Below are 17,490 nucleotides of genomic sequence, written 5' to 3' on the forward strand. Positions count from 1 at the left end.
GGTCACACCGATCACTTCAATCACTCTTTTTACCAGTGACCAAAGAATGGTGTGGGAGGAAGAGTGATCGAGTGACCGGAGTGATCGGGGTGGCTTAAGCGGCTTGCGCAATCGGTTCAGGCGGCAAAGAGTAAACGCCGTTCGTGATTTTCGTCACCTGGCCGTCTGTCACCATTTTGCCGAGCAACTGACGAACGTTCACCGCGTCAGCGCCGATTTTGTCAGCGATTTCGGATGGCTTCAGCTTACCGCCTTCCTTAATGGCGCTGATAATACGGTTGCGTTCGTTCGACCTCGCCACGTCACCAGCATTGCCGAGAATGCGCCACAATCCGCCTTCGAATTGCAATGCAGTCTCCACTTCTTCAATGTCTCGGCCCCGTCCCGAAAGGGTCGATCCTCCTGTTCCCCGCTTCAACACCAAAATTGAGTCGGCGGCGCCGGTGAGGCCATTCGTTCCGCTGACGGTCTCAAGATCGTCTTCTGCTTCGGCTTTGCGCGTATGTGTGACCACAATGAAAGCGAGGCGGTGCTCGCTGGCATATTGCTGCAAGGGGCTGACGGCCTCGTAATCCGCCCCATAAACGCTTTGTGTGCGCTTCTGATCTGGCTTCACCTTGGCGAGCACGTCAACAATGACCAGGCGCGGCTTCTCGCTCTTCAGCCGCCAGTCATCAATTTCGGCAAGAAGGCCGTTATCGATTTGTGGCGCACTGAATTGCATCGTTAATCGCCTTAAGCTGGCGCCCGGCGGAGCAACAGTGAGCAACCGGCCTTGCGCTCGACGTTCGTTGTCTTCGAGGGCGAGGTAAAGCACGTCGCCTTGCTCGCATTCGATTGAGCCCATTGCTAAGCCGCCGGTGGCGACCGCAACCGCGATATCATAAACAAGCCATGACTTTCCGAGTTTCGGTCTGCCAGCCACAATGGTTAGCCCTTCAACGATGTAGTGAGGTACGACGTAGTGGAGCTTTTCGAATCGCTTGGCGAGCAACGTATCGCCGTCAATCGTCTTCCGGCGATTGTTGTCATTGGCCGCTCGCGGTTTAGGTTGCTCAGTCTCATGGATCACGCTGAATGTGGGTGGCGGGATTTCGCGGGGCTGGCGCTTACCAGCTTCTAGGCCGCTTCGAATGGTCGCGCGTGCATCACGTTGCCCGTCTTTGCCGACGTAGCCATTGGCCATGGCTGCACCCAACAGACGCTGTTCCGCTTCTCCCTCCGAGATTTCGCCAGCACCGACGAATTGACCAACGGCGAAAGACGACACGTTCAACTGGTTATTTCGCCCGGATGGCGTATTGACCAGCTTCTGAAGCTCGTTCACGATTGCTGCACTCGAATATGCAGAATTTGAAGAAGCAACGTTGCGCTTCAGCGTTAGAAGCGGCCGTGCGACCCGCTTGACCAGCCATTCGGGTGCATTTGTCACTTTAGCGTCCGATTCCAACTCATAGAAACAGCCATCACTGCGGATCGAACCGGGCGCGATGACGTAACCTCCTTCGCCGCGAACGTCGATTGCGGGCTCGACGTTGACGCGGGTTCCGATTCCATCGACGTGATTGAAGTAAATGTGTAAGCCGCCGGATGGCGTCCTCACGATCTTTGTGACCGGCAACTTGCCGTGGACGGATTCCAGCGCAGCAAGAGAAGCTGCGCCGTCCGCACCCGGCTTAAGGTCGATATCGAGCACCCACACGCGTGATTTAGCGCCGGTTGGGACGCCGATCATCGCATTGGGATGCTTCGTCCACCACGCGCTGATCTTGTCTTTGTCAATGGTTGCATCTTTGAAGCCGTTTGCCGTCAGTGGCTTCTTGTTTTCAGGGTTGCACGGAAAGACGGGCACACCATCGTTTGCGAAGCTAAGCGCAGTTTCCAATGGGTTCACGATGCCATTTCTCCTTCAAGCACGCCGATCAGTAAATCCGCGAAATCATTCAACGAACTCGGGTTCGTCCTGAAGCCAATTTCCCGCGTCGCGCGCGTGATCGCTTCCAACCAAACTCTGCCATTCGGATCGAAGTAGGGCCGAAGCTCATGCCATTGTGCTTCGGAGAGGTGGCCTCCGAGTGATGCGATATGCCGGCACCGGTCGGCCGCATCGGTGTTACGATAATCGCCGGCGTAGCGCTTAGCGAGGCCGCTGCGCCATACGCTTGTTCGATTGAGACTCCAGCGTAGCGAATTTTCACATTGTGATTTCATCATCTCGTCCTTATGGGCGCGTCATAGGATCGACCGGGCGCGCGCGCGGTTGTTGCCGCGTCAACGAGTTGAGCGGACCAAATGTATTTCGAAGCGGAAGGGTAGGGCTTTTGCCGTGCTTAAAAGCGCTAGTGGTGGGTCAACGCATCAATCCAATCCACCACCTCGGACGTGCGCCAGCAAACGCTGTTCCTTCCGAGCTTTAGCGGTCGAGGGAATTCACTTGCCGCGATCTTTCGGTAGATGGATGAGGTACTAAGTCCTGTTGCAGCGAGCACTTGCGGCAATCTCAACAAAGGATCAATCGCGATTGCTTGCGACGAGGTTTGTGATAATGTCTGATGAAGATGCACGTAAGTTTTTCTCCTTATGTAAACGCGCGAAGTCACGCTGCGGTCAGGCAGCGTCACCAATGCAAGTAGATAATCCGGCGCTCGCCAGTTACCTTCGTTCTGTCGGTTCTCATACTTAAGCGAAGGCGGGCAAAAACGCGCCTGGTGCGGTGTGCCAACGCTGTTACCGAAGAAGCGATGTCTTACTTCAGATCGCCCAAATTTGCGACCAGCGGTCGGTACTTCTAATTTTCGCGTGGACCTTGAGCGTTCACAGCTTGGGATGAGCAGCACTTTGCGCAAGCCTTAGCTTCACATCGCACCGTAGAAAACGCCGGGCAAAGTCCGATGCTGAGACAACCGGGTATGATCCCGGGTATAATCAGTGCATGTTTAATAAATGCATGGTGTTTTCAGTGTCTTAGGCTATTTTTCAGAAAGACACCCCTTCCGCCATCTCCTAGTCCGATGGCGCACGGCGCGCAGGTTTTCAACGCCAGTCAAACGCGGGGAATGCGGGGATCAGAGCGGCCCTGCTGTGGTCATGCAGGACGGTGTGCTGGGAGTAGCTGCCGAACTTGTGGACTGGCCGCCCCGCCGCTACGATTTGCGGCATGGGACGGATCAAAAAGCTGATCGATTGCCACGACTGCGACCACCCGGTTTCACCGAGTGCGTCGGCCTGCCCAAATTGCGGCTCGAAGGTGCCGTTCGGTCTCCCATTCTTCACCGCAAAGGGCCCCCGATCTATAACGTCGAGGCGCGCAACGACCTCAACATGGTCGTCTTTGCCGGAACGCTGGGAGGCTTAGGCGCAGCCTGCGGATTTGTGACAAGCGCGGGGCCGCTTAGCGCTGCGCTGCTGGTCACGTCGTGCAGCATGCTGGGTGTCTTGGCGGGCGTCCCGCTTGCGGCGTTGTTCAACATCACGCGCCGGCTGTGGCGATAGCGACCTCCGGAGTCTGGGAAGTCCTAGCGTCGCTCCCGGCGCTCTGATCCGCAATTGATCGGCAGCCGGGAGCATGGGGGCTGGTGAGGAATCGGTGCCAGTTTTGCGCCCGAGTGACAATCCGGGCCACCTTGAATTCCGGTAGTCTTACGGAATCCTTTTTCGGAACACGGTGTTCTACTGTGAGAACACCGGCGAGATTTAAGTACCAGTTTGTAATTTGACCGGGATGGCCGCAGTGGGGGCTGGAACCACCCTGCGGCCTTTCGCTTTAGCGAAACCCATTTCTAATTTGAGCCGTACCGTCTCTGGGGCGAAGTCGGCGGAGATTTCGTGAGCATTCAAATGGCGTGCAGTCGTTGGGACATTCCGATTGCATGGAGATCGTCGAGAACCTGCTCGGGCGACTGAAAGATCTGGACCGGGAGTTAGCTGCGCGAGGCGCCAACCAGGCGGTAGGCTCATGGAGAGGCGGCCCCGGGTCGGAGGGGCCGGGGACTGGTTAGACCGAGGCCGCTACGCGGGAGCCTTTTAGATCGTCTTCCGGTGTCCAATGGTCGGTGCGTATTTGTCCGCTCCAGGCTCAAGATGCTGAGGCCATTCAATTGCCGTGCAGAACAAGCCGCGTCGCTCGATTTCCCCTGCAAGAGCTTCCGCGCGCAGCCTCGCTGGCAATCCGACAAAACGCGTGCCGGCTAGCCTATCTGCTTGCACCTCTTGGCGGATGAACTCGTGCATCCGCAGAATGAACTGGTCAGATAGGCCTTCGAATTCGCTCATGCCAGCCAATCGCGCGTCAGCCAAAGATATAGGCAACCAAAAAGGTGGCTGGCTGCCAAGCGATGAACCCAATCGCCTCCAGCGAAACAGCTGTGGCCAGGAGGGCTACAGCGCTGAAGGTGAGGGGAATGACGGGATCAAAAAAGTTGTGGGGCTCGTCTGCATCTGCAATTTGAAATGCGGTTCTATTGGACATTCGAATATTCCTCTATTTCGAGGTCATATCGAATTCGACGCTCTCAGCAAAACGTTCGCTGGGGTTAACCTGACCGCTAAACCTTAACAGTGGGTCCAGTCCCTTCAGGAATGTGTCGCGGCACAAAACCGATCGACGGCCTTGATCAGTGCGTCTTTCAATCCACCAGGCTGCTGCCGACTACTCAGCAAGCGCAGGGATCAAAGCCGGCTGACTGCAAGCTCGAAATACTGTGAACAAGACGCAGCCGCCAATGCCAAGGCGCCAACCCAACCTCGTTCGGCGTGTGGTGGTCTGCTCCCGACAGTGATTTGTCAGCTGCGGTGGAAATAGACGAGAACGTCGATTGTAGTGAAGCCTCGTCTCTGCATTTTATGGTCAGTGCGGCGAGTCGTGCACCGCACGTAGAAGGAGTGAGGTCCGTTCGAAAAAAGTCGAAGATCAATACAGTTGACAAGACACCCCTTCCGCCAGTCTATCCGACCGGGTTCTATCCGTCGGGCTTTCCCGGACAGGTAATCAGTGCATCAGACCTCTAATCCGGCCGCGCTCGACAAGCTGAAGCTCCGCATTCAGGCGTTGCGTGCCAAGACGATCGCCAATGGCTGCACCGAGGACGAAGCGCTGTCTGCGGCCGCCAAGGTCGCCGAGCTGCTGGATCGCCACGATCTGTCGCTCTCGGACGTCGAGCTGCGCGCGTCGCCATGCGAACGGAGGGTCTACGAGACTTTTCGCAAGAAGCGCATTCCCCTGGACGACTGCATCGGCGCGATCGCTCATTTCTGCGATTGTCGGGTCTGGCGCGAGAAGAATGAGGCCGGCGAGAGCCGCTATGTGTTCTTCGGTCTCGGCGCTGATATCGAGGTCGCGCATTATCTGGCCGAATTGATCGACGGCGCCGTGCGCGCTGAACTTGGCCGCTTCAAGACCTCGGTCGACTACAGCAGGTTCCGGCACCAGGAGCGGCATCTGGCCAATGCCTCCTTCGCGCTCGGGATGGTGGCGTCGATCGCGGACAGGCTGCTGGCGATCAAGGGCAGGCGCGATCAGGTCAACGAAAGCACCGGCCGCGGGCTGGTGGTTCTCAAGACCTCGGTGGTCGATGCGGAGTTCGACAAGCTCGACCTGAGGATGCGGACCCAGCGCAGCACCAGCCGGATGGTGTCGATGACGGCCTATGAAGCCGGCGGCGCCGCCGGAGCATCGCTCGCCATCAATCCCGGGCTCGGCAAGTCCCTTGGCGAATCGCAGTCAAGAACCGCTCCCAAAGGAAGCTGAACGCGTCGGGGGAGGGCGTGCAGCGTCACCGTCATTGCAGTTCAGTCGATCGACTTCTCGAGTTTCTGGGCTGCCCGGAAGTCGTCCATATGCTGCAGGTTCGGCCCGTACGCAGCCTCCTTGGTCAGCAGATGGTAGATGCGGGCCACGACGGTTTGGAGATGTTTCATTCGTCCGCGCGGCATCGCCCGGGCCTTGCAAAGGGCTCGAACCGCATGCGCTCGGAAATAATCAAAAGCGTCTGACATCGCGGACTCAACGTCCCGCGCGATGATTGGTTCTTGGATTGGTACTTGTTCGCGCGTCCCAAAACGCCCAGGAACGCTGTCGAATGGGAGAACTTAGCCCGTCACGAAGCTATGGGATCGGCGAGGCATGTTCTTCTTTTTCTCGAATCGGCTGGGATGTCTCGGCTCGCTGCTGGTCTCCGGGTTGATCACTCTCGCGCTGCTGTTCATGTTTGGGATCATTCGGTTCTAAACGCCCGCGCGTTCAGGAACCTGGCCCGCGCTGGCCTGTTGTTGGCACTCTGGTCCAGCCACGGAGGGCGCCCTTGGAAAGTACGATCATCGGAGAATTCGACACGCGCCGCGGCGCCGAGCTCGCGGTTGAGCATGTCGTGCAGGAATGCGGCGTGCCGCGAACCGATGTCTTCGTCCAGGCCGTCGGTGGCGCGAACACATCGGGGACACGCCCGGCCGGTCCTGACGCCAAGGCCGCGCCTGCGCCGGAGGGGCACCAGAAGCTGGAAGGCCCGATCGAGGTCTCCGTGGATTTTCACGGCGATGCGCCTGAAAAGATTGCAGACGCCTTGAAAGGCGCCGGTGCAAAGTCTGTCCGAACCAAGTAGCGGCAATCGTGCGCTCCAGCATACGGGCGCGCCGCACGCGAGCCCCGGCCGTGAAGACAAGGAACCCGTTCAGCGTTCAGCGCGTTTAGACGCGAATGCGAATGGCGAGGTTGACCTGCTTCAGAGCTCATCGACCCTGATCCCCGGCGACACCGTCTGGCGGCGGTGCGAGGCGCGGCGTGTAGCGGTTCTGAACGATGCTGCCGCTTATTTCGCGGCCCTGCGGGAGTCGCTGCTGCAGGCGCAGGATCTCGTCTACATCGTCGGTTGGGATATCCATAGTGAGACCAGGCTGGTCGGAGAATCCGGGCGAGCGGATGATGGCTTGCCGGAACAGCTCGGCCCATTCCTGCGCGCGCTGGTCCAACGCCGTCCCACCTTGCGGATCAACATTCTGGTTTGGGACTTCGTCTCGTTCTACGCTTCCGAGAGGGAATGGAATTCCGCGGCCAAGTTTACCGCCGACACGGATGGCCGCGTCCGGTTTCACCTGGATTCCACGCTTCCGTTTGGTTCGGCCCAACACCAGAAGATCGTCTGTGTCGACGGTTCACTGGCGTTCGTCGGCGGGCTCGATTTGACGATCAGGCGCTGGGACACGAGTGATCATCGCGCTGATCACGCATCGCGCTGTGATCCCCAGGGCAAGCCATACCTTCCGTTTCATGATGTTCAATGCATGGTCGACGGGGACGCGGCGGCGTGGCTGTGCGAACTCGTGGAGGAACGCTGGCGCGCGGCAGGCCAACAGATTGACGATCGGCGCCCGCTGAAGAGCTTGCGTTGGCCGGCGAATGTGCCGGTCGAGGCTGAGCATATGCCGGTCGGTATCGCCAGGACCGAGGTGGTTTGTCCGGCAGGTTCGACGCTCCGGGAGGTCGAACGCTCGTTGATCGCAGCGATCCGGTCCGCGACGAGCTTCGTGTACATCGAGAACCAGTTCACCAGCGCGACCAAGATCGCGCGCGAACTGGCGGAGCAGATGCTGCGCGTGCCTTCGCTTCGGGTTCTGGTCGTCACGCCAAAACTGCATTCCTCGTGGCTGGAATCCCAGGCCATGCAGAACGGCCGGGGTGCCTTCATCGACTGCTTCAGTTCGGCCGGCATCGCCGATCGCATTCGCTTCGTCTATCCGGTGTCGGGGAATGGGGATACGGAAGCGGCCGTGATGGTGCACAGCAAGCTCATGATCGTCGACGATCGGATCTTGAGGATCGGTTCGGCCAATTTGAACAATCGATCGATGGGCGCCGACAGCGAATGTGACCTGATCTTTGAAGCCGCATCAGACGAGCATCGAAACTTCATCGCCTCCGTGCGCCGTCGCCTGATCGCCCACTTCTGCGATCTGGACGAACAGACCGTCGCGCAAAACCAAGACCGTCTTCTTGCGCTCCTGGACGACGTCTCCAAAGCCGGTGGGACGAAGGCGCTGCGGGACGTGGAATCCTCGGTCCTGACCAGCACTCTGGCCACAATGGTTCAGCCCGTGGCGGACCCTGAGCGGCCTCTTCATCTGGAGCGGGCGGCATCTCGCATGTGGAACACGAAGACGATCATCGGGGTGGTATCGATTGCCGTGGCGCTTTTTGGCCTGGCGATGGCCTGGTCGTACACGTCATTGAGCGATTTCGCCGACGCAGGCCGGATGTCGAAATTGCTGTCTGGCTACGCGCAGTCCATCTGGGGGCCGCCATTCGCGATTGCAGCTTTCGTCGTCGGCGGGCTGGTGGTTTTTCCGGTTCTCGTGCTCATTGCGGCAACTGCTGCCGCGCTAGGACCATGGTTAGGCTTCGTCACCGCCATGACGGGCGTCTCGCTCAGCGCCTTTGTCCTGTTTGCGATCGGACGGGCACTCGGCCGCGAACGCCTGCAGCGTTTGCTCGGACGACGTACCGCGCGCATCCAGGAACGTGTTGTCGGCAAGGGCATTCTGGCTGTCGTCGTCATCCGGATGATTCCGATCGCGCCGTTCTCGGTGGTGAATGTCGTGGCTGGCGCGAGCACGCTGCCGCTGCGTGATTTCCTGGTCGGAACGCTGCTCGGCATGACGCCCGGCATTCTCGCCATGGCAGTTTTGGGGGCTCAGATCGCAGATCTCGCCAGGAATGCGTCCTGGGTCAACATATTGCTGCTCGCATTGGCGTTCCTGGGCTGGCTCGCGATCTGCGCAGGCGCGCAATTCGTCGCGACGTGGCTCGCCGGGAGGCGCTGATGCGCTTCATGACGTGGAATGTGCATGGCACCTTCAATCTCAATCCGAAGTTCGATCTGGAGGGTATCTGCTCCATCATTCGCAAATGGACTCCCGATGTCGTCGCGCTTCAGGAGGTGGATTCGCGATCGCGATCAGACGATCCGTTTGCGAAGCTGGCGAGTGTCGTCGGCGATCACCGTGTTCACGCCAAGTCGATCGTCACGGCTGATGGCGAATACGGCCAGACGCTCCTGAGCCGCTTCCCATTCTCCGGCCCGCCCGAGATCGTCGACGTGTCGTATCGTGAGCGCGAGCCGCGCCGAGCGATCGCCGCGGGACTGCTGACGCCGGTTGGCGATGTCCGCGTGGTCGCCACGCATCTCGGCTTGAGTATCCACGAGCGCCATGCGCAGGCTCAGGCACTGGTGAGCCTGGTGAGACCTGGAAGGACCGTCGTCCTCGGGGATTTCAACGACTGGTTCTGGATCAAATCGGTGCGGCGCGTGCTCGCGCAGGCCTGTCCAAACCGGACGCGGCTGCGAACTTTCCCGTCGCATTTACCCCTTCTGCGGCTTGACCGGATCTACGCAACGTCCGACAGCCCGATCGGGAAAGTCTGGACCGACGAAGGGGCAAGGGCCTATTCGGACCATTTGCCTGTTATTGCGGACATCGAGATCGCCGCCGGATCAAACGCATCGTCAGCGTGATAAAAAAGTGCTTTCTGCAGAAGCACTTGGCTACTGTGCATGGGGTTGTTTTCGCCCATTTATGCAGTCGGCCCACAGTGCTGCCCAGCGGGACCAAGGGAACTCTTTCCTCACCGCCGCGTTATCTGGCCATGACGGAAGACATTTCCTACCGGCGCAAGCCCTTGACCCCCGAGCAGCGGCAGGCGCGCGATGCGTCACGCCGCATCGAAGCCGAAAAAGCCATGCGCGATCATGAAGCGGCGCAGAAGGCGTTTTATGCCAACAAGGAACGGTTGAGGGCCGAACGGTTGGCACGTGAACAGACGGAAGCAAAGGGCTGACCGCACGCGCCGCCCCGTCAAATCAAAGATGTCCTTGCCCGCGAGCGCCGGCCTCAGTGCCGGTGAGGGACGCGCGTCACACTCAACGCCTGCTTCAGCGCCTGAACAGCAGTTGCGAACGGTCTGCGAGGCGATTGCGCCTCGATCGCTTCGGCTGCGATGCGACAATCCTCTGCGACCTTGAGCAACCCGCTTCGCGCCAGGTCCATGGTGGAGAGGTCTGCCTGCTCCAGGCAGACCCGTTCAAGTCGTCGAAACTCCCGCAGCTCTTTGTTCATGCGTCAGCTCTCGATGTCCCCGCGCCATGCGGCACTGAGTCTGCTTAACGAATAGTAAACATCTCAGCCTAGCCGAGCTGGCTGTCGTAGAGCTGGTGGGGTGCCTTAGACGCGCCCAGCAGGCTTGACGGCGTTTGGCTTCCGCCGGAAGCTTCACATAATCCTGACGTGAACCACGGAGACGTTCGCTTTCAGCCAGTCCGATCCCGATCAGCGAAAACGACAATGGAGCTGACCATGACCACGTTCGATAAGCGCGAGCAGGGCTTTGAGGCCAAATTCGTCCACGACGAGGAGCTCATGTTCAAGGCCACGGCCCGGTCCAACAAGCTGCTCGGGCTCTGGGCCGCAAGCCAGCTCGGCCTCAGCGGCGATGCCGCGGCCAGCTACGCGACGGCGTTGGTGACGGACCATCTGGAGAACCAGACGATGGACGAGATCCTCGACAAGGTGTCAGGCGATCTTGCCGCCAAAGGCGTCGCGCGCGAGCAGGTCGCAGCCAAGCTTCAGGAATGCCTGCACCAGGCGTTGCAGCAACTCGAAGCGGACAAGTAGCAAGCCGGCCCTCGGGCCTCACTCCGCATGCTTGCGCGCCCCGGAGTCGCTCAGTCGATCGACGTAGGCAATGCCGATCGCCGAGACGACGAAGGTGAGGTGGATCAGCACCTGCCACATCACACCGGTCTCGGTAAACCCGGCGCGGTCCGAGCCGAGATTGCCGGCCTCGATGAAGGTGCGCAGCAACGCGATCGAGGAGATGCCGATGATGGCCATGGCGAGCTTGATCTTCAGAACGCTGGCGTTGACGTGGCCGAGCCATTCCGGTTCGTCGGGGTGGCCCTGGAGCTCGAGCCGCGAGACGAACGTCTCGTAACCGCCAACGATCACCATCACGAGCAGGTTGGAGATCATCACCACGTCGATCAGCGCCAGCACGCTCATCATGATCTGCTGTTCGGTGAGGTCGAGGGCGTGCCAGGAGAGATGCCAGAGCTCCTTGAGGAACAGCGCGATGTAAACGCACTGCGACACGATCAGACCGAAATAGAGCGGCAGTTGCAGCCAGCGTGAGCCGAAGATGACCATCGGGATCAAGCCCAGCCGCGGCAAGGGCAGGCGGGGTTCGGTGCGGAGTTCGGATTTGGGTCCAGGCTCAACCGACATTCAGGCAGTATCCTCGCACCGGGATCATCTCGCTTGCATGTAGCCCGACAAGGTGGCGGGCGGAAGACGCGAGGCCCTCCGATGACCGTACCGTTTCGTGCTACCGTGCCGAGCGGCTATCGTGCGACGGCCGGGATCGGGAGGCGGGTGGTGTCTTGCGGAGTATCTTGGAGCAGCTTCGGCAAATGGCCCGGCGCGATTGCGCTCGCGGCTGCGATCCTGGTCGGCTGCAGCGGTGCCGAGTTATCCGCCACGCCGCTGACGCCATTTCGCTACGAGGCGCAGGCGCAGCGTCATTGCCCGCACGACCGGGTGGTCTGGCTCGATTTCAGCAAAGGCGTCTACTACGGCAAGGGCCAGAAGCGGTACGCCCAGGGTTTTGACGGCAGCTTCGTTTGCTTGAGCGAAGCCCGCGACAGCCTCTATCGGCGTTCGCTGCTTGGACTGCGGTAAGGGTATTTGTCGGGAAGTGCTGGGGTGCTCAGGCGAAGGCCAATGCCACGAGGCTGGAGCACAGCAGGACCAAACCACTGGCGGTCAATGCCAGGAAGCCATCGGATACGAGGTCATGGTTGCGCATGGGACACCTGCCGCTCTCGTCTTGGATGCTCGATCGGATCGATTAAAAATGTCCGAACGCGCCGTCTTGAAAGGGTGATGCTTGCCGTCCGCGCGAGTGCCTCAGGCCCTCGTGCGGTAACCTTCAAACGCATGGGCCAGGAAGATCCCCGCGCTTACCAAACCCATCAGTGCCGAAACCGTCTCGATCATCGTCTCATTCCATTCCGCCCTGCACGCGAGAAAACGCGGGCGGCCTTGCACAGTCAAAAGAATTCCAGTGAGCGGCGCGACAATGGGGGTGGAGTGAGGATTTGGCGCAACAGAATGTCCGGCCATGGCACAGAGCAGGGTGCCCGCGCTCCGTATTTCAACGGGGCGAACGCATACGCCCCGTTTACCATCCCGGCGTGATCGCTGTGGGCTCCCCATTTCCGCCGTGTTCGGGTTGCGTTATCGTTACCACTTCCGACGCGGTGGTGGGCCGCCTCGGAGCAAAGGACCGGACAGCGCTGCCCCGTAGACAAAGCGGGTTAGGTACGCCTCCCGGCAAAGTGGTATTTGGGGCGAATGGGGATCCGACGGTCAGATTCGGTTTTGCAGGCCGCGCGCGGTGTTGCGGCGGTCGCGACCTGCCTTGCGCTCGCCAATTGTGCGTCCTCCAACAAATTCGCCAGCCGGGTCGATCCGAAATACGGCGTGTCCTCGAGCCCCCGGGTCGTGGCTTTGGGTGATCCGGTCCCGAAGGGCGGCGGCGCCTACCGCGTCGGCAAGCCCTATGTGGTGGGTGGCCGGACCTATGTGCCCGAAGAGGACGTCAACTACCGTGCCGAGGGCATGGCGTCCTGGTACGGCGACGATTTCCACGGCCGTCTGACCGCCAATGGCGAAGTGTTCGACATGGGTTCGCTGACCGCGGCGCATCCGACCCTGCCGATGCCGTCCTATGCGCGGGTGACCAACGTATCGAACGGCAAATCGCTGATCGTCCGCGTCAATGACCGCGGGCCCTATCACGGCAACCGGCTCATCGACGTCTCGAACAAGGCCGCCGAACTGCTTGAATTCAAAGGCAATGGCATCGCCAAGGTCCGTGTCGAATATGTCGGCCGGGCGCCGCTGGAAGGCTCCGACGACCGCCAGCTGATGGCCACCTTGCGCACCGGGACCCCGGCGCCGTCACCCTCGATGGTCCGTGTCGCCTCGGCGAGGCCCTTCGTGCCGGAGCTGCCATCATCGAACCGCGGTGCCATGCGCGGCGAAGTTCCGACGCCGGAGGGACGGCCCTACAATCTCGGCAACACCTCCGCCGACATGGCTTCGCTCAATGCGACCTCGGAAATGTCGGCCTCCAGCCGCAACCGGGGCCGGGCGCTCCAGAACGCGCGCGCTGTGTCCTATGACGGGGACGGCCGCTATGCGACCGAGAGCGCACCGTCCGGTGCCTACGCCTCGGACGGCGCTGCCGAGGCCCGGGGCATCCTGAGCGGCCGCGGCCTCTACTAGGCCTCGCTTTCCTTCAAGAACCTCACCAGCGCCGCGTTCACCTCGTCGGGCCGCTCCTGCTGGACCCAATGCCCGGCGCCCTCGATGATCAGCTTTCGCTTGAGATTGGGCAGCACACGCTCGAGCTCGTTGACGCGCTTGGCTCCGATCAGGCCGGTGATGACGGCATCTTTCGAGCCGGCAATGAAGAGCGAGGGCTGGTGGATTTGCGCATCCTGCCAGGGCGCCGTCAGCTCCCAATTGCGGTCGAGGTTGCGATACCAGTTCAGCCCGCCGCGGAAGCCGGACTTGCGGAAGGCTTCGGTGAAATAGGCAAGGTCAGTCTCGGTGAGCCAGGCCGGCAGAGGCTCCTCCGGGTTGCCGTGGCCGAGGAATCCCTTGCCTTCCTGCACGAACATCGCTGCGGAGGGATCGGCAAGGCCGCGCCCGCCGAGCACGATGCGCATGGTGCGCGCGATGTCATGCTCGAACTCGGCTTCGGCAACGCCGGGCGCCTGGAAATACTGCCAATAGAAATTGGTGATGCCGCCCTGGCGCAGGAGGTCGAGCGGCTTGCCGCGGCCGCGGAACGGCGGCGGCACGCTCAGGCCGGCGACCGCCGTGAAGATGTCGGGCCGGAACAGCGCCGCGTGCCATGCCACCGGTGCACCCCAATCGTGGCCGACCACCATGGCCTTGGTCTCGCCAAGCGCCTGCACGAGGCCGACGATATCGCCGACCGTGTCGAAGATCGAATAGGCCGTCGCCTCGGGCGGCGCTGAGCTCTGGCCATAGCCGCGCATGTCGGGGGCGACGACGCGAAACCCGGCCTGCGCCAGCGCCGGGATCTGGTGGCGCCAGGAGTAGGAGAGTTCCGGCCAGCCGTGGCACAGCACCACCAGCGGCCCCTGACCGGCTTCGCGGATGAACAGGTCGATGCCGTTGGCCTTGGTCACGCGGGTGGAGGACATCGCTTTTCCGCCTTGTTTCAGGGGTTTGGTCAGAAAATCTGAGGTGCCACGATAGGGGCGGGACGAGAATCGTGCAATCTCGGGACAAGCGGCCACCCCGTGTTGTTCGCACCCGCTCCAACTGTTAGAACGCCGCTCTCAGGGCTTGGCCATGGAATTTCATCTTTCCTCGTTTGGGCGCACCCGGTTCACCCCCGGAGCGCTGGCGCGTGGGTTGATCGCGACGGCCCTGGTGGCCGCCATTGGCTGGAGCGGGGCACTCTACGCCGCCAACCAGAGCGTTCAGGGCGCCAAGAAAACAGATGATTCCGGCTTCGACGGCGACGCCCCGACCGCGATCCTGATCGAGGCCTCCAGCGGCAGCGTGCTGTTCGAGAAGAACGCCGACGAGCTGCGCGCGCCCTCCAGCATGATGAAGCTGATGACCGCCGAGGTCGTCTTCAACGCCATCAAGAAGGGCGACATCAAGCTGACTGACGAATACCGGATCAGCGAGAATGCCTGGCGCAGGGGCGGAGCGCCCTCCGGCGGCTCGACCATGTTCGCCGCGATCAACAGCAAGGTCACGGTCGACGATCTCCTGCACGGGGCGATCATCCAGAGCGGCAACGACGCCTGCATTGCGCTGGCCGAAGCCATGGCGGGCAACGAACGGATTTTCGCCGCCGACTTCATGACCAAGCGCGCCCGTGAACTTGGCTTGACGAAGTCGACCTTCGGCAATTCCAACGGCTTGCCCGACCCCGCCAACAAGATGACGGTGCGCGAGCTCGGCATCCTTGCCCGGCACATCATTCTCGACTTCCCCGAATTCTACAAACTGTTCGGCGAGAAGGAATACACCTGGAACAAGATCCGCCAGCCCAACCGCAATCCGTTGCTCAATTCCATGGAAGGCGCCGACGGTCTGAAGACCGGCTACACCAAGGAAGGCGGATACGGCATGGTCGGCTCGGCTGTGCAGAATGGCACGCGGCTGATCGTCGTCATCAACGGGCTGGATGACCCCGACGATCGCGCCACCGAAGCCAAGAAGATGCTGGAATGGGGTTTTCGCAATTTCGAGACCCGCACGCTGATCGCGGCCGATCAGCCCGTCGGCTACGCCAAGGTGTTCGGCGGCGAGAGCCGCTCGGTGAAACTGGTGGCCAAGACGCCCGTGAAAGTGATGGTGCACAAGAACGGAAGCGACAAGCTTATCGCGCGCGTCGTCTATAGCGGTCCGGTGCGCGCGCCGGTCGAGGCCGGCCAGAAGGTCGGGCTGGTCAGGGTCTGGCGCAGCGGCAACATCGCGGTGGAGACGCCGGTCTACGCCGCTGACGCGATCGGCACCGGCTCGACCGTGCGTCGCGCGATCGACGGCGCCAGCGAGCTCGTGATCGGTATGTTCCGCGCGGGCGCCGAGAAGCTCTGATCATGAGTGAAAGCGCGGTAAAGTGGCCGTCCGGACGCGGGCGTTTCGTCACCTTTGAAGGCGGCGAGGGGACGGGCAAGTCGACCCAGATCAAGAAGCTTGCCGATCGTCTCAAGGCAGCCAGGATGCGCATCCTCGTCACGCGCGAGCCGGGCGGCTCGCCGGGCGCCGAGATCATGCGGCATCTGGTGCTGTCAGGCATGGGCAAGCTGCTCGGACCCGAGGCCGAGACGCTGCTGTTCGCGGCCGCCCGCGACGACCATGTTCGCACCGTGATCCAGCCCGCGCTCAACCAGGGCACTTGGGTGCTGTGCGACCGCTTCGCCGACTCGACGCGGGCCTATCAGGGCAGCCTCGGCCAGGTGCCGGCGGCGCTGATCAACGCGATGCAGCGGGTCACGATCGGCGATCTCAAGCCGGACCTCACCATCATTCTGGACCTGCCGGTCGAGATCGGCTTGCAGCGCGCGGCCGCGCGCCGCGGCAGCGGCACGCCAGACAGGTTCGAGGCCGAGAAGCTCGGTTTCCATCAGGGCCTGCGCGAGGCCTATTGCAAGATCGCGGCGGACGATCCCGCGCGCTGCGTGCTGATCGACGCCAATTCCGATCCCGACACGGTTGCCGGACGAATCTGGACCGCGCTGCGTGATCGCCTGCTTCCGACGCCTGCATCGGTGGTGTCCATATGAGCCCGCGTCAGACCGAGCGCGAAGCTGCCATGTCTCATCCGCGCGACACGAGCGTTCTGTTCGGCCATCGCGAGGCCGAGACCGCGCTGCTCGCCGCCTATCGCAGTGGGCGCATCCCGCATGCCTGGCTGATCGGCGGGCCGCAAGGCATCGGCAAGGCGACGCTGGCATATCGGATGGCGCGCTTCGTGCTCGCTCACAGCCAGCCGCTGGCGCCTTCCGTGCAGCGCGCCGAAGACCTCGCCATCGATCCTGATAACGCCGTGGCGCGGCAGGTTGCAGCGAGTTCGCATGGTGGCTTGCTGACGCTGGAGCGCACCGCCAACGACCGCGGCGTGATGCGCACCGTGATCACCGTGGACGAGACGCGCGAGACGATTGGCTTCTTCGGCTCGACAGCAGCGGCCGAAGGTTGGCGCGTCTGCATCGTCGACACCGTCGACGAGCTCAATCCGAATGCCGCCAACGCGCTATTGAAAATTCTCGAGGAGCCGCCGCAGCAATCGCTGTTCCTGCTGGTGAGCCACGCGCCGGCGCGCGTGCTCGCCACGATTCAGTCGCGCTGCCGCAAGCTACGCCTGCGTGCACTCGCAACCGACGATGTGATTGGTGCAGCCGCAACCGCTGCCGATCTCGACCCGAATGATCCGGCGTTGCGCGAGGCGGCAGAGGCGTCCGAGGGCAGCGTCGCGCGGGCGCTGACGCTGCTCGGCGGTGACGCCCTGAAGCTCCAGCAGCGCACGGCCGCGCTGCTGGCGCGACTGCCGCAGGTCGATCCGCGCGAATTGCACACGCTCGGCGAATCGCTCGGCACCAGCGATCGCGTTGCGCTTGCCGCCTTCATCGACGGCATCGATCGCTGGATCGCGGAACGCCTGCACGCCGACGAGGCCAATGCCAACCAGAATCTGCCGCGCCTTGCGCGCCTAGCTGAGGTATGGGAAAAGATCGTCCGCGCCGCGCGCGACACCGAAACCTACAATCTGGAGCGAAAGCCCTTGGTTTTCTCGGTGTTCGGCTGGCTGGCGGACGCAACGCGCTAGAGCATGATCCGGAAAAGTGTGCAGCGGTTTTCCGATGGGATCATGTTCAAGACAATAAACTA

21 protein-coding genes are annotated in these 17,490 nt (G+C 61.6%); 12 read left to right on the plus strand and 9 right to left on the minus strand.

Features of this window, described 5'->3' with window-relative positions; genetic code table 11:
* Window positions 1-94: 94 nt before the first annotated feature.
* From ABIC03_RS17490 to ABIC03_RS17500, 3 genes are all read right to left on the minus strand, one after another.
* Window positions 95-1,894: a bifunctional DNA primase/polymerase gene (locus tag ABIC03_RS17490; RefSeq protein WP_354059472.1), complete on the minus strand. Its 1,800-nt coding sequence runs from the start codon at window positions 1,892-1,894 to the stop codon at window positions 95-97.
* On the minus strand, window positions 1,891-2,214 hold the full coding sequence (locus ABIC03_RS17495; protein WP_354059474.1) for a hypothetical protein: 324 nt from the start codon (window positions 2,212-2,214) through the stop codon (window positions 1,891-1,893). The genes ABIC03_RS17490 and ABIC03_RS17495 overlap by 4 nt, the downstream gene beginning before the upstream one ends.
* 125 nt (window positions 2,215-2,339) lie before the next feature.
* A complete protein-coding gene (locus ABIC03_RS17500) occupies window positions 2,340-2,837 on the minus strand; it encodes a helix-turn-helix transcriptional regulator (protein WP_354059686.1) in 498 nt (165 codons plus the stop codon).
* A gap of 250 nt (window positions 2,838-3,087) precedes the next feature.
* On the opposite strand from ABIC03_RS17500, the gene ABIC03_RS17505 reads away from it, so the two are divergent.
* Window positions 3,088-3,492: a hypothetical protein gene (locus tag ABIC03_RS17505; protein WP_354059476.1), complete on the plus strand. Its 405-nt coding sequence runs from the start codon at window positions 3,088-3,090 to the stop codon at window positions 3,490-3,492.
* Window positions 3,493-4,023: 531 nt separating this feature from the next.
* On the opposite strand, the gene ABIC03_RS17510 is transcribed toward ABIC03_RS17505, so the two are convergent.
* Both ABIC03_RS17510 and ABIC03_RS17515 read right to left on the minus strand, forming a co-directional pair.
* Window positions 4,024-4,272: a hypothetical protein gene (locus ABIC03_RS17510; RefSeq protein WP_354059478.1), complete on the minus strand. Its 249-nt coding sequence runs from the start codon at window positions 4,270-4,272 to the stop codon at window positions 4,024-4,026.
* Between the two features lie 16 nt (window positions 4,273-4,288).
* Window positions 4,289-4,468 carry a hypothetical protein gene (locus ABIC03_RS17515; RefSeq protein WP_354059480.1) on the minus strand — a complete coding sequence of 60 codons (180 nt, stop codon included), beginning with the start codon at window positions 4,466-4,468 and terminating at the stop codon, window positions 4,289-4,291.
* A gap of 522 nt (window positions 4,469-4,990) precedes the next feature.
* Between ABIC03_RS17515 and ABIC03_RS17520 the strand changes: the two genes are divergently transcribed.
* On the plus strand, window positions 4,991-5,746 hold the full coding sequence (locus ABIC03_RS17520; RefSeq protein WP_354059482.1) for a DUF7168 domain-containing protein: 756 nt from the start codon (window positions 4,991-4,993) through the stop codon (window positions 5,744-5,746).
* Window positions 5,747-5,787: 41 nt separating this feature from the next.
* Here the strand turns inward: ABIC03_RS17520 and ABIC03_RS17525 are convergent, their stop codons facing one another.
* Entirely contained in the window at window positions 5,788-5,994 is a 207-nt protein-coding gene (locus ABIC03_RS17525) for a hypothetical protein (RefSeq protein WP_007591053.1), read from the minus strand.
* 305 nt (window positions 5,995-6,299) lie between these two features.
* Here ABIC03_RS17525 and ABIC03_RS17530 point away from each other — a divergent pair, with 305 nt between their 5' ends.
* The 4 genes from ABIC03_RS17530 to ABIC03_RS17545 all read left to right on the plus strand — a co-directional run bounded on the left by ABIC03_RS17530 (window position 6,300) and on the right by ABIC03_RS17545 (window position 9,826).
* Entirely contained in the window at window positions 6,300-6,596 is a 297-nt protein-coding gene (locus tag ABIC03_RS17530; RefSeq protein ID WP_354059484.1) for a hypothetical protein, read from the plus strand.
* Window positions 6,571-8,811, plus strand: coding sequence for a VTT domain-containing protein (locus ABIC03_RS17535; protein ID WP_354059486.1), 2,241 nt, complete (start codon window positions 6,571-6,573; stop codon window positions 8,809-8,811). Before ABIC03_RS17530 ends, ABIC03_RS17535 begins: the two co-directional genes overlap by 26 nt.
* Complete coding sequence (locus tag ABIC03_RS17540) at window positions 8,811-9,503, plus strand: endonuclease/exonuclease/phosphatase family protein (protein WP_354059488.1); 693 nt, start codon at window positions 8,811-8,813, stop codon at window positions 9,501-9,503. The genes ABIC03_RS17535 and ABIC03_RS17540 overlap by 1 nt, the downstream gene beginning before the upstream one ends.
* 131 nt (window positions 9,504-9,634) lie before the next feature.
* Window positions 9,635-9,826: a hypothetical protein gene (locus tag ABIC03_RS17545; protein ID WP_354059490.1), complete on the plus strand. Its 192-nt coding sequence runs from the start codon at window positions 9,635-9,637 to the stop codon at window positions 9,824-9,826.
* A 53-nt stretch (window positions 9,827-9,879) separates the two neighbouring features.
* Here the strand turns inward: ABIC03_RS17545 and ABIC03_RS17550 are convergent, their stop codons facing one another.
* On the minus strand, window positions 9,880-10,104 hold the full coding sequence (locus ABIC03_RS17550; protein WP_275172542.1) for a hypothetical protein: 225 nt from the start codon (window positions 10,102-10,104) through the stop codon (window positions 9,880-9,882).
* A gap of 237 nt (window positions 10,105-10,341) precedes the next feature.
* On the opposite strand from ABIC03_RS17550, the gene ABIC03_RS17555 reads away from it, so the two are divergent.
* On the plus strand, window positions 10,342-10,659 hold the full coding sequence (locus ABIC03_RS17555) for a DUF1476 domain-containing protein (protein WP_354059492.1): 318 nt from the start codon (window positions 10,342-10,344) through the stop codon (window positions 10,657-10,659).
* An 18-nt stretch (window positions 10,660-10,677) separates the two neighbouring features.
* Here ABIC03_RS17555 and ABIC03_RS17560 read toward each other — a convergent pair whose 3' ends face one another.
* Window positions 10,678-11,268, minus strand: a complete 591-nt coding sequence (locus ABIC03_RS17560) for a TIGR00645 family protein (protein WP_354059494.1) — start codon at window positions 11,266-11,268, stop codon at window positions 10,678-10,680.
* Window positions 11,269-11,418: 150 nt separating this feature from the next.
* Here ABIC03_RS17560 and ABIC03_RS17565 point away from each other — a divergent pair, with 150 nt between their 5' ends.
* Both ABIC03_RS17565 and ABIC03_RS17570 read left to right on the plus strand, forming a co-directional pair.
* On the plus strand, window positions 11,419-11,721 hold the full coding sequence (locus ABIC03_RS17565) for a hypothetical protein (protein ID WP_354059688.1): 303 nt from the start codon (window positions 11,419-11,421) through the stop codon (window positions 11,719-11,721).
* Between the two features lie 675 nt (window positions 11,722-12,396).
* The gene (locus ABIC03_RS17570) at window positions 12,397-13,332 is read left to right on the plus strand and encodes a septal ring lytic transglycosylase RlpA family protein (RefSeq protein WP_354059496.1); all 936 of its coding nucleotides are present in this window, start codon (window positions 12,397-12,399) and stop codon (window positions 13,330-13,332) included.
* On the opposite strand, the gene ABIC03_RS17575 is transcribed toward ABIC03_RS17570, so the two are convergent.
* Window positions 13,329-14,282, minus strand: coding sequence for an alpha/beta fold hydrolase (locus tag ABIC03_RS17575; protein WP_354059498.1), 954 nt, complete (start codon window positions 14,280-14,282; stop codon window positions 13,329-13,331). The two genes, ABIC03_RS17570 and ABIC03_RS17575, sit on opposite strands and share 4 nt — an antisense overlap.
* A gap of 151 nt (window positions 14,283-14,433) precedes the next feature.
* On the opposite strand from ABIC03_RS17575, the gene ABIC03_RS17580 reads away from it, so the two are divergent.
* Genes ABIC03_RS17580 through ABIC03_RS17590 form a run of 3 tightly spaced genes read left to right on the plus strand, consistent with a single transcriptional unit; the run spans window position 14,434 to window position 17,428 of the window.
* Window positions 14,434-15,696 (plus strand): D-alanyl-D-alanine carboxypeptidase family protein, encoded by a 1,263-nt coding sequence (locus tag ABIC03_RS17580; protein WP_354059500.1) that lies wholly within the window; start codon window positions 14,434-14,436, stop codon window positions 15,694-15,696.
* Between the two features lie 2 nt (window positions 15,697-15,698).
* Window positions 15,699-16,385, plus strand: coding sequence for a dTMP kinase (gene tmk, locus ABIC03_RS17585; RefSeq protein WP_354059502.1), 687 nt, complete (start codon window positions 15,699-15,701; stop codon window positions 16,383-16,385).
* Window positions 16,382-17,428, plus strand: a complete 1,047-nt coding sequence (locus tag ABIC03_RS17590) for a DNA polymerase III subunit delta' (RefSeq protein WP_354059504.1) — start codon at window positions 16,382-16,384, stop codon at window positions 17,426-17,428. Before tmk ends, ABIC03_RS17590 begins: the two co-directional genes overlap by 4 nt.
* Window positions 17,429-17,490: the final 62 nt, after the last annotated feature.

The organism is Bradyrhizobium sp. RT6a (assembly GCF_040547675.1).
Lineage (GTDB): Bacteria > Pseudomonadota > Alphaproteobacteria > Rhizobiales > Xanthobacteraceae > Bradyrhizobium.